The sequence below is a fragment of the Candidatus Neoehrlichia procyonis str. RAC413 genome (genome assembly GCF_000964795.1).
GTDB lineage: Bacteria > Pseudomonadota > Alphaproteobacteria > Rickettsiales > Anaplasmataceae > Neoehrlichia > Neoehrlichia procyonis.
Genome location: NZ_LANX01000001.1, coordinates 1,255,147 through 1,268,660 on the forward strand (window position 1 = coordinate 1,255,147; position 13,514 = coordinate 1,268,660).

Annotated in this window: 4 protein-coding genes and 1 tRNA gene; all 5 read right to left on the reverse strand. The window is 27.0% G+C overall.

Annotated elements, in window-relative coordinates:
* Positions 1-393: 393 nt before the first annotated feature.
* The 5 genes from NLO413_RS04705 to cpg1 (NLO413_RS04730) all read right to left on the reverse strand — a co-directional run bounded on the left by NLO413_RS04705 (position 394) and on the right by cpg1 (NLO413_RS04730) (position 13,043).
* Positions 394-465: transfer RNA gene (locus NLO413_RS04705), tRNA-Gly, on the reverse strand.
* Positions 466-3,658: 3,193 nt separating this feature from the next.
* The gene (gene cpg1 / locus NLO413_RS04715) at positions 3,659-5,617 is read right to left on the reverse strand and encodes a Cpg1 family polymorphic protein (protein ID WP_045809316.1); all 1,959 of its coding nucleotides are present in this window, start codon (positions 5,615-5,617) and stop codon (positions 3,659-3,661) included.
* Positions 5,618-5,886: 269 nt separating this feature from the next.
* A complete protein-coding gene (gene cpg1 / locus NLO413_RS04720; protein ID WP_045809317.1) occupies positions 5,887-8,103 on the reverse strand; it encodes a Cpg1 family polymorphic protein in 2,217 nt (738 codons plus the stop codon).
* A 495-nt stretch (positions 8,104-8,598) separates the two neighbouring features.
* A complete protein-coding gene (gene cpg1 / locus NLO413_RS04725) occupies positions 8,599-10,557 on the reverse strand; it encodes a Cpg1 family polymorphic protein (protein ID WP_045809318.1) in 1,959 nt (652 codons plus the stop codon).
* A gap of 269 nt (positions 10,558-10,826) precedes the next feature.
* A complete protein-coding gene (cpg1, locus tag NLO413_RS04730) occupies positions 10,827-13,043 on the reverse strand; it encodes a Cpg1 family polymorphic protein (RefSeq protein WP_045809317.1) in 2,217 nt (738 codons plus the stop codon).
* Between the last annotated feature and the right edge of the window lie 471 nt (positions 13,044-13,514).

The following is a 13,514-nucleotide window of genomic DNA, read 5'->3' on the forward strand; positions in this document are numbered from 1 at the left end:
TTAATGTTATTTTTTATATCTTATGTAAAAATATACTATATTTATATGAAGATTATTGCACTAAGTTTTGTGTGAGGCTTTTACTTTCTTAAATTAAGAAATTAATGTTATAGTAGTATTTAATTATTTGAGTAGAAGATTATTATTGAGAGGGGGATTTTACTTTGATAATGTGAATGCCTATTTTTTTAGGGCTTATATAGTATTTGTTCTTAAAAAGTATTTATTATATTATAACTAAAGTAGGCAATAGTGTAGGAAAATTTGTTTCTGCATATATTATTTGTATAAGTAATATTTTGAATTATTATTACAACTTTTTTTTTAGCATATGTTTTTTGCCAAATTTATAAATAGTTGGAAATATATTATGATTACTTGAATTTGCTAAAGAGCGGGAAAAGGGGATTGAACCCTCGGCCTTAACCTTGGCAAGGTCACGCTCTACCACTGAGCTATTCCCGCAAGCTGTACATATTGTTAAGAGAGTAAATGAATATACCACATAAAGCAAGATAAAAAACTTATTATCATTATTATTTTATAATACAAATAAATTTCTTTAATAGTAATATTTATTTTATATCTATATTGGGTGTTATTTAATACATAATGTATTAATATAATCTATGATCCATTATAATTTTACTGATTACTGAAGAAATAGTAGGTTATCATTTTAATACTATGTAATAGTATTATATTTTCATTGTTAGATTAGGAGTTAATCTGTATTTGAATGATATTTGTAATGAAGTAAGGGTTATTTTCTTATATGAAATTATGGTTTTGAATATGGGCAGCTTAAACATAATTATTATGTGTTTATGGAAGAAAATCTTTATTTGATGTATTAAGCACAACATTTCTTGTAAATGTAAGAGTGCACACTAATAAGAATAAGAGATGCACTTTCCTGGATTTTTTATCATTTTTGTAGGATTGTTTAACAAAATAATTATATTTAGGCAAATTATTTATAATAGTTATAAATTTAATGTAGGGATACTATCTTTTATAGTAACCAAGTTAACATATACTTTAAAAAAATGTATTTACAATTTTATATTAAAAACTAATTTTGTATATTCTTTATAGGAAATATGGTATAGCTTTATAGCTTATAATACTATAAGTACTGTGCTTGTAAATTAGAAATATAATTTCTTTTCTATATTTTTATTGATATTAAAAAATAGAGCGGTGTATTTATATGCATTACATCATGCAAATGTGGCTTAAAAAGTATTTCATAAATGATTTAAGTTTTTTATTAGTACCAATATACAGTATTATTGTAAGTGTGTTGAGTGTAGAGAATATTTAATGCTTTAGAAATTTAAGTATGTTGGGGCATATCTATCATTAGAGAATATTTGCTGCTGTATTATACAATAAATAGTTTTTTTCTAAATTTTATAAAAAATACATAGTGTATAATATTTGTTTATTTGTAATAATGTTAATTATTATAGTATTATTATTATAGTATTATTATGGGTTTCTGACTTTTTGTAAGAAATAGATGCGGATGGGATATTATTGCTTTTATATCTTATTTATTGATGGAATATTTTATATGACAAAGGCATTATTTAAGATTTATATTAAATTTAACTTAAATAATGTTGTGAAGAATATTATGTTCTTGGAATTATTTGATAAACCATATACTGTTGTGCTTAGAAGAAATGTAGCTAGATAGTAATTCAAAGAATAAAAAGCTTAAAGGTAGTTGTTATTGGTTTTATAGATAAAAGTTGGTTAAGCCTCATATATGCATTCTATATAAATATGAAAAGGATTAAAATTGTTTTATAATGTAATAACTAAATATTTCTGTTTTTATAGAAAAGTTTGTGAGTAAGTTGCATATTTATACTGTTATGTGTATATACCTAAGAATTTGTAATATCTGTGCTAGTGCTCGTATTAAGAACCATTTGACTGGTTTTGTTGATGGTTTTTGCTATACTGTAAAATTTTTGGTAAGCAGTATAGTGTATGCTTGCTAGTACAATTTTATAGAAAATATTCTATATGCATTTTAATTTATAATATAGATAATGGTGTGTTAAAAAAATCTCAAAAGTTGTACCGATAGATATTGATAAATTAACAATGATCATACGAAAGCATGTATAAATGTGTGTAAAAATTTTATGAAATCAGTGATCGCAGGGGAGTTATTTGCAACTATATCTATTTATATGATAAATGGTATTGATTTTAGTATTATAAATAAGTTTATAGATAATTTATGGTAGGTGGTCCTTTTTTAGGTCCAATCCTATGGGCTTAATTGTTGGTTGAGTTATAGCATTGTGTTCATTAGTGGGTATTGTTGGTTGGTGTTGCGATATTTGATAGGGAAGTAAATCCAAGTACTGGGAAGCCTTATACATTAACTCATAGGATTGTGATAAAATAGGAGACTATTTAAGATTATCTTATAGTATGGATTTATTGAAGTTTATTGTGAGTGCGTGTCTGAAATTATATGAAAAATGTGTTAATAGAGATAATTGCGTAATTAATGAGAGTTATGAATTATTAGAAGAAGAGATCATACATATGTTAACATTTCTACTTTAGATAATCTTCAGCACGTGAGAGGTAATACCTTAATTAATAAATAACGTAATTCTGATTTTGCATGTTTTAATAATACTTTATTATTATACTTCTTCCTATCAATTATATTAATGTAATATGGTTTTTGGTTATTATTGAGTAGCAGAAGAATATGATTGTTTAACTTATGTACTTTATGGACTAAAGAGGCTAAACTTTTCTTAAGTTAGTGTATGACATATGGAATAAATATTCTTGTTTATATTTAAAGTTCTCTTATAAAGACTATCACTTATAACATATAAAAGCGAATTCAAAATATTAGATTATAGTATAAAAGCGTAAAGTATGCATGTGCAATAGTAACTTCAACTGATGAATAATCTGGACATAGGTATTTTTCTTGTAATTTGATTTACTTTTTGAAAGATTGTTAACTGGTAACAACGTAGTTGCTGCACATATGATTTTTGTTATTATGTAGTATATTATGATTATGCTTATTGGGTTAACACAATATAATGTAATTTATTTGAGTTTCATTATACATTGTACGGTGGTTAATTTATTGATTATTTTTAGCAATTTTATGTATTTCCAAATATGTATGGTGGCTGTAAGGTAGTGTTCTTAGGAGAGCACTGGTTCTATGCTTATAATAACTACGTTGCTATCAGTTAATAATCATGTTATGCTGCTTAAAATATAAAAATAGTAAAAGAAGTTGGAATTTGTAGAAGTCTTTTTTTACATAGAATTAAGACTTACATGTAATTTAGTTATTTAGGAAATGTGGTATTATTTTATTTTAAAAGTATATACTTTACTATAAGTAAATAGTGGTAAAGATATGCAATGAATTGCATACAATTTAGTTAAGTTTAATATTTTGTATCATGTATCAGTTAAAACTCATACTTTGGTAATAGGAAAAGTTTTAATGTAAGTATTATTAACTATTTCTTAATTTTATACATATTATTCCTAATTTATAATTTTAGGTAAAACAATGAGTGTATATAATTTCCTGTACTAAAGAACTAGCATGAGTTTATTATTTGTAACTTTAGTACATAATTGAGTTTTAGCGATTATTTATTGCAGGGTTATAATGCATTAATGCAGGACGCATGATGTGTGTGTTTTCTAAAAAAGAAGATAGAGGGGGGGGGGATCCATGATGACGTAAATGACAGATTTTTGTATAAATGGGCTTTCTGTTGCTGTTAAGAGCATTACTATTAGTATTTTCATCAGCAACTGTGTGTTCATCTTGGGGTAATTCTTGATAATTATATGGTTGGTGATTAATATAAAATAACTCTGAAGGTACATGAGCAGGAGTATTCGGAGAAATAGGTGTATTATTAGTCGTTAAGCTTTTTATATGATACATTATAACTTTACTATTGTGTGCCTCTTTTATTATTATGCTACACTGTGTATCTGAATATACTGTAGATAGAATATCGTATGCTGATACTAAACTGATATACCTTGTTGTTTGTATATTATCCAACAACGGTAATACTATAGGGCTAGATAGGCTTCTTATCAAGTCTAGCGCCATATACCTTGACATTGAAGGGTTGTATTCAATCTTATTGTAGTGTCTATTTACTAAGTAAGGTACTACAATAGCAAGTGCACGTGCAAATTTTAATGGCATTCCAATCATGTAATATATTGCTTGATACCCGAAAGATTTGCAAACTTGTGATGTATATTCAAGTATAACCGTAGCAGCAGATGATAGAACTACATATTTCCAACGCAAAATAAATTGTGGATTATTTGTTTTTGTGCTACTTATAAGTAGAGTATCATAAAGTTCTTTTGTTTTTTGAGAATTTTCCATTATTCCTAATGGTACGAAAGTTCTTACTATATACCAAACCACTACCATATTAAAATATTTGTTATGTATTAAGGCAGCAAGTTGTATTACAACATTTGAAGCCCATCTTAGCATTAGTGTAATAAAAAGAGGATCGTATGATGACTCATTGGTTCTTGTTCTGGATACTTTATCTTTTATAAAATTATAGTAGGATTTAGCAAACAACATTTGTGGTACACTAAAAAACAAACACAATACTGCTAGTGATGTAGTTACAATAACAGATGATGAATTAATTATGCCGCTGTACATTGGAAAGTATTCATCAAAATCAAAACTCTCACATGCATTTCGTTGATAAGACTCAGAGTTAGCGTTTGGAAGAAAGCAGGTTGTTTTATTATTTCTTGTGATAAAATCTTGAAATTTTGCTATAGTAGTAGCACGTATTGTGAATATTGTAAATATGCATATAGAGTACATTTGTGGCATATATGGGAATTTATTAAAAAAGCTTTGAGTTACATCTAATAATTTATTTATTATGGGATGTGTTTCTTTAAAATCTTCTTTTGCTTTTAACTGTACATCTAAAATTTTATCGCGTTGCTGGAAATAAGTTGTTAAGTTATTGTATGCATTAAATTCAATAAAAAGCTTTTGTTGTTCGGTAATGTAATTATTGTTGTCATAGGAATTTACAATAGCTGTTGCTAATGCTCGCATTAAGAACCATTTTTTTGTTAATATACAAAGATTATCTTTTTTTAATAACTTTTTTGCAGATATAATTAATGTATTAATATTCATAGGATGTACATTTTCTGTAACAAAGTCCATATATTCGCTAAGTTGATTTAATCTAAATTCGGATGGATGTAATGTAACATATTGATCTAACGCATAAAATAATTCAACCAGCTCATGCTGCATTTCGGATCTAAGTTGAGCAATGAAATCACTTTCTAAATGTTCTAATGCGTTCAAAAAGTTTTGAGTAGGTATGTATCCATATGTATCGTTGATTGCAATATTTAATACTTTTTCTGTAATTAGTACAGCAATACTATGACTATCTTTTGGCTTATTTGTAAATATTTTTTCAAAAGTGTTAATGAAAATGCCGTGGTTTATTTTTTGTTTGATAACATTGCGTATGGTACTATATGCTTTTTTGTCAAGGGGATTAAACTTTTTTATCATAAGGTTAAAATATACACACTTTAACTAAATAATAACATATGTTAAATTTTTTAACAATAGAAAAAGAAAGTTTTATAATTTTTGTAAGTGATCTAAATTTGCTACTATTTTGGATATTGAAAGTTTTATATTCTGTAATTGTTGTTATGTGACGATATGGTTGTAAGTTAATTTGTGTAATGGATATTATAGTGGTGTATCTAGGGTATATAAATGATCATAGTACATGTTTTGAGGAGCTAATATATTATTATAAAGCACAATCATTTTTATATTTTGTAATTATTGCTATGTGCACGATATGATTGTAAGTTAATTTGTGTAATGTGGTGTGATGGTGGTATATCTAAAGGATTGTATATACATGAGCCTCCTGTACGTTTTTGACTAGAATGATCATAGCGCATGTTTTGAGGAGCTAATGCATTAGCATAATGCATATCATCAAATATTAAAGCACAATCATCATCTGTGATATTGGTATCTTGATTGTATGGTGATGTTTGTGCTATGTAATGTGATATATACTGTTCTTCTTCTGTATTATGTGACGATTTTTGCGTTAAATCATGTATTGGTGTATTAATAGAACTTATTACAGAATTGTTATTATTATGCTGTTCTCTGTATTTACATGGAAATATTTGTGCTGAATCACATATTGGTGTATTAATAAAGTTTATTACAGGATTGTTATACTGTTCTTCTTCTGTATTGTGTGGTAGTATTTGTGCTGAATCTGGTATATTAATACAATTTATCGCAGAATTGCCGTGCTGTTCTTCTGTTTCATTTTCATATTTTAAAGACGTACTATAATAATTTACTAGTTCTCTAGAATTTCTTAGATGTTGTAAACAAGTTATTGTGACTTGATTATTAGATAATTCTTCCATTATTGTACCGCATTTTATGTCCGAATATAGTGTAGCTAGAACGTGGCACGCTAACATTAAATTTGAGTACTTTACATTGTCTATGACTTCCAATAGTGATAATGCAATAGTAGAAGACATGCATCTTATCATGTCAAATGCTATATATTTTGAAACTGAGGGATGATATGGAGCACCATATGAATTTATATTATATATATATGGCAATATGGTAGCGAATAAACGCATAGATTTTGTTGGTATTTTTATTATTGAACTGCTTGGAAAAGTAAGTGCGCTTACATATTCAAATATAATTGAACATATAAACGCAGAGATAATATATTTCCGATGTAAAATAAATTGTGTATTATAATGCTTTGAGCCTGATTGCAATGCCATAATATGGACTATTTTTATTTTTTGAGAATTTTCTATTATTTCTGATGGTGTATAAGATCTGAGTACATACCATTTTATAAAACCTTGACTAGAGAATGTATCAATGCATTGGAGTGCAATGTTTGATACCCATCTTGTTCCGACTGCAACAGAATAAGGTGTGATGATAGGTTTATGAAATGGTGCTGTACGTATTTTGCTAATTATGAAATTATTTTTAAATTTAAAGAACAAAATTTTTGGCATAGAGAAAAAAAAACATATTAGTGCTATTATTCTAGGAGTAATAGTAGATAATGTACCTATTTCTTGTGGATATGCGTCAAAATCAAAATCTGCACAAGAAGTGATAGTATGAGATACACTATAATTTTGTAAATTAGGAGTTAAGCAAGATTGTGATAAAGAATTTCTTTCCAAAAAATCATTGAATTTTGCTGTGGAAACAATACGTACCATGAATATTGAAAGTGTACATGCAGCATGTATTGATAACATATATGAAAACTTTTTTAAAGCATTTGTGGTAAATTTTAAGAATTTATTAAGAATAGAATAATGTTCTTTAAAACTTTGTTCAGCTTTTAACTGTTCATCTAGAATCTTATCACGATGTTGAAAATAAAATACTAAGTTGTCATATGCATGAAATTCATCTGTAAGTTCTTGTTGTGCTTTATTATTATTATATAGAACATGTTCATTCATAATAGCTCTTGCCAATGCTCGCATTAAGAACCACTTTTTTGTTAATATGCAAAGGTTGTTTTTTCTTAATAATTTTGCTGAAGAACGAATTAATGCATTAATTTGTGTAGGATCTGTATGTTGATTAATAAAATTAATGTATGCATTAAGGCTATTTAGTTGAAATTCTGTTGGATGTAAGGTTACGTGTCTATCTAGCTCTTTAAATAAATTAACTAGTTCATGATGCATACCGGAACTAAGTTTATCAATAAATAATTTGTCTAAATAGTTAGTTACACTTGAAAAAGTCTCAGTAGGTATGTACCCATATTTTTCGTTAATTACGATACTTAATACTTGATCTGTAATCAATATAGCAATATTATGACTATCTCTTGGCTTGTTTGTTACTAACTTTTCAAGCATGTTTATAAAAAAGCCATGATCTAATTGTTTATTGATAATTGCTTCTATAGCGTTAAATATTTTTTCTTCAAGGGGGTTAAATCTTTTTCGCATATATTTTGGAAACACACTTTATATTGTATATAGTAACATATATTAAGATATTAAACAACAGTAGAAAAAATATTAGGATTTATATTGTGTTATTGTTTAGCTAGAACTTACTAATTTTGGGAATTATTTTTTATTTATGAAGGTTGTTATTTTTAGTTAATGTTTTACTAAAAAGCTAAATAGATTTGTTAGTTTTTTTGATGTGTATAGCATAGCACTTATTATTTATAGATGAAAATATTAAATTAAATAGCTATGCTTATCAACTTTTAAGTGCTGCTCAAATTTTGTTGTATTATTAAGTTAAAAGATTTGCTTTATGTAAGTTTATTCATTGAGAAAGTTATATAATGCATGTTAATACATCATGATAATTATGATGATTTTGAGTGTAGTTAAGTTTTTATATTGTTATATAGAAGGAAATGGATAATAAATGTAAAATGCTTTTCATGAATTTTTATATATTTGTTAACTTTAGTACATAATTGAGTTTTAGCGATTATTTATTGCAGGGTTATAATGCGTTAATGCAGGACGCATGATGTGTGTGTTTTCTAAAAAAGAAGATAGAGTGGTGGGGGATCCATGATGACGTAAATGACAGCTTTTTGTATAAATGGGCTTTCTGTTGCTGTTAAGAACATTACTATTAGTATTTTCATCAGCGACTGTGTGTTCATCTTGGGGTAATTCTTGATAATTATATGGTTGGTGATTAATATAAAATAACTCTGAAGGTACATGAGCAGGAGTATTCGGAGAAATAGGTGTATTATTAGTCGTTAAGCTTTTTATATGATACATTATAACTTTACTATTGTGTGCCTCTCTTATTATTATGCTACAATGTGTATCTGAATATACTGTAGATAGAATATCGTATGCTGATACTAAACTGATATACCTTGTTGTTTGTATATTATCAAACAACGGTAATACTATAGGGCTAGATAGGCTTCTTATCAAGTCTAGCGCCATATACCTTGACATTGAAGGGTTGTATTCAATCTTATTGTAGTGTCTATTTACTAAGTAAGGTACTACAATAGCAAGTGCACGTGCAAATTTTAATGGCATTCCAATCGTGTAATATATTGCTTGATACCCGAAATATTTGCAAACTTGTGATGTATATTCAAGTATAACCATAACAACAGATGATAGAATTACATATTTCCAACGCAAAATAAATTGTGGATTATTTGTTTTTGTGCTACTTATAAGTAGAGTATCATAAAGTTCTTTTGTTTTTTGAGAATTTTCCATTATTCCTAATGGTACGAAAGTTCTTACTATATACCAAACCACTACCATATTAAAATATTTGTTACGTATTAAGTCAGCAAATTGTATTGCAACATTTGAAGCCCATCTTAGCATTAGTGTAATAAAAAAAGGATTGTATGATGACTCATTGGTTCTTGTTCTGGATACTTTATCTTTTATAAAATTATAGTAGGATTTAGCAAACAACATTTGTGGTACACTAAAAAACAAACACAATACTGCTAGTGATGTAGTTACAATAACAGATGATGAATTAATTATGCCGCTGTACATTGGAAAGTATTCATCAAAATCAAAACTCTCACATGCATTTCGTTGATAAGACTCAGAGTTAGCGTTTGGAAGAAAGCAGGTTGTTTTATTATTTCTTGTGATAAAATCTTGAAATTTTGCTATAGTAGTAGCACGTATTGTGAATATTGTAAATATGCATATAGAGTACATTTGTGGCATATATGGGAATTTATTAAAAAAGCTTTGAGTTACATCTAATAATTTATTTATTATGGGATGTGTTTCTTTAAAATCTTCTTTTGCTTTTAACTGTACATCTAAAATTTTATCGCGTTGCTGGAAATAAGTTGTTAAGTTATTGTATGCATTAAATTCAATAAAAAGCTTTTGTTGTTCGGTAATGTAATTATTGTTGTCATAGGAATTTACAATAGCTGTTGCTAATGCTCGCATTAAGAACCATTTTTTTGTTAATATACAAAGATTATCTTTTTTTAATAACTTTTTTGCAGATATAATTAATGTATTAATATTCATAGGATGTACATTTTCTGTAACAAAGTCCATATATTCGCTAAGTTGATTTAATCTAAATTCGGATGGATGTAATGTAACATATTGATCTAACGCATAAAATAATTCAACCAGCTCATGCTGCATTTCGGATCTAAGTTGAGCAATGAAATCACTTTCTAAATGTTCTAATGCGTTCAAAAAGTTTTGAGTAGGTATGTATCCATATGTATCGTTGATTGCAATATTTAATACTTTTTCTGTAATTAGTACAGCAATACTATGACTATCTTTTGGCTTATTTGTAAATATTTTTTCAAAAGTGTTAATGAAAATGCCGTGGTTTATTTTTTGTTTGATAACATTGCGTATGGTACTATATGCTTTTTTGTCAAGGGGATTAAACTTTTTTATCATAAGGTTAAAATATACACACTTTAACTAAATAATAACATATGTTAAATTTTTTAACAATAGAAAAAGAAAGTTTTATAATTTTTGTAAGTGATCTAAATTTGCTACTATTTTGGATATTGAAAGTTTTATATTCTGTAATTGTTGTTATGTGACGATATGGTTGTAAGTTAATTTGTGTAATGGATATTATAGTGGTGTATCTAGGGTATATAAATGATCATAGTACATGTTTTGAGGAGCTAATATATTATTATAAAGCACAATCATTTTTATATTTTGTAATTATTGCTATGTGCACGATATGATTGTAAGTTAATTTGTGTAATGTGGTGTGATGGTGGTATATCTAAAGGATTGTATATACATGAGCCTCCTGTACGTTTTTGACTAGAATGATCATAGCGCATGTTTTGAGGAGCTAATGCATTAGCATAATGCATATCATCAAATATTAAAGCACAATCATCATCTGTGATATTGGTATCTTGATTGTATGGTGATGTTTGTGCTATGTAATGTGATATATACTGTTCTTCTTCTGTATTATGTGACGATTTTTGCGTTAAATCATGTATTGGTGTATTAATAGAACTTATTACAGAATTGTTATTATTATGCTGTTCTCTGTATTTACATGGAAATATTTGTGCTGAATCACATATTGGTGTATTAATAAAGTTTATTACAGGATTGTTATACTGTTCTTCTTCTGTATTGTGTGGTAGTATTTGTGCTGAATCTGGTATATTAATACAATTTATCGCAGAATTGCCGTGCTGTTCTTCTGTTTCATTTTCATATTTTAAAGACGTACTATAATAATTTACTAGTTCTCTAGAATTTCTTAGATGTTGTAAACAAGTTATTGTGACTTGATTATTAGATAATTCTTCCATTATTGTACCGCATTTTATGTCCGAATATAGTGTAGCTAGAACGTGGCACGCTAACATTAAATTTGAGTACTTTACATTGTCTATGACTTCCAATAGTGATAATGCAATAGTAGAAGACATGCATCTTATCATGTCAAATGCTATATATTTTGAAACTGAGGGATGATATGGAGCACCATATGAATTTATATTATATATATATGGCAATATGGTAGCGAATAAACGCATAGATTTTGTTGGTATTTTTATTATTGAACTGCTTGGAAAAGTAAGTGCGCTTACATATTCAAATATAATTGAACATATAAACGCAGAGATAATATATTTCCGATGTAAAATAAATTGTGTATTATAATGCTTTGAGCCTGATTGCAATGCCATAATATGGACTATTTTTATTTTTTGAGAATTTTCTATTATTTCTGATGGTGTATAAGATCTGAGTACATACCATTTTATAAAACCTTGACTAGAGAATGTATCAATGCATTGGAGTGCAATGTTTGATACCCATCTTGTTCCGACTGCAACAGAATAAGGTGTGATGATAGGTTTATGAAATGGTGCTGTACGTATTTTGCTAATTATGAAATTATTTTTAAATTTAAAGAACAAAATTTTTGGCATAGAGAAAAAAAAACATATTAGTGCTATTATTCTAGGAGTAATAGTAGATAATGTACCTATTTCTTGTGGATATGCGTCAAAATCAAAATCTGCACAAGAAGTGATAGTATGAGATACACTATAATTTTGTAAATTAGGAGTTAAGCAAGATTGTGATAAAGAATTTCTTTCCAAAAAATCATTGAATTTTGCTGTGGAAACAATACGTACCATGAATATTGAAAGTGTACATGCAGCATGTATTGATAACATATATGAAAACTTTTTTAAAGCATTTGTGGTAAATTTTAAGAATTTATTAAGAATAGAATAATGTTCTTTAAAACTTTGTTCAGCTTTTAACTGTTCATCTAGAATCTTATCACGATGTTGAAAATAAAATACTAAGTTGTCATATGCATGAAATTCATCTGTAAGTTCTTGTTGTGCTTTATTATTATTATATAGAACATGTTCATTCATAATAGCTCTTGCCAATGCTCGCATTAAGAACCACTTTTTTGTTAATATGCAAAGGTTGTTTTTTCTTAATAATTTTGCTGAAGAACGAATTAATGCATTAATTTGTGTAGGATCTGTATGTTGATTAATAAAATTAATGTATGCATTAAGGCTATTTAGTTGAAATTCTGTTGGATGTAAGGTTACGTGTCTATCTAGCTCTTTAAATAAATTAACTAGTTCATGATGCATACCGGAACTAAGTTTATCAATAAATAATTTGTCTAAATAGTTAGTTACACTTGAAAAAGTCTCAGTAGGTATGTACCCATATTTTTCGTTAATTACGATACTTAATACTTGATCTGTAATCAATATAGCAATATTATGACTATCTCTTGGCTTGTTTGTTACTAACTTTTCAAGCATGTTTATAAAAAAGCCATGATCTAATTGTTTATTGATAATTGCTTCTATAGCGTTAAATATTTTTTCTTCAAGGGGGTTAAATCTTTTTCGCATATATTTTGGAAACACACTTTATATTGTATATAGTAACATATATTAAGATATTAAACAACAGTAGAAAAAATATTAGGATTTATATTGTGTTATTGTTTAGCTAGAACTTACTAATTTTGGGAATTATTTTTTATTTATGAAGGTTGTTATTTTTAGTTAATGTTTTACTAAAAAGCTAAATAGATTTGTTAGTTTTTTTGATGTGTATAGCATAGCACTTATTATTTATAGATGAAAATATTAAATTAAATAGCTATGCTTATCAACTTTTAAGTGCTGCTCAAATTTTGTTGTATTATTAAGTTAAAAGATTTGCTTTATGTAAGTTTATTCATTGAGAAAGTTATATAATGCATGTTAATACATCATGATAATTATGATGATTTTGAGTGTAGTTAAGTTTTTATATTGTTATATAGAAGGAAATGGATAATAAATGTAAAATGCTTTTCATGAATTTTTATATATTTG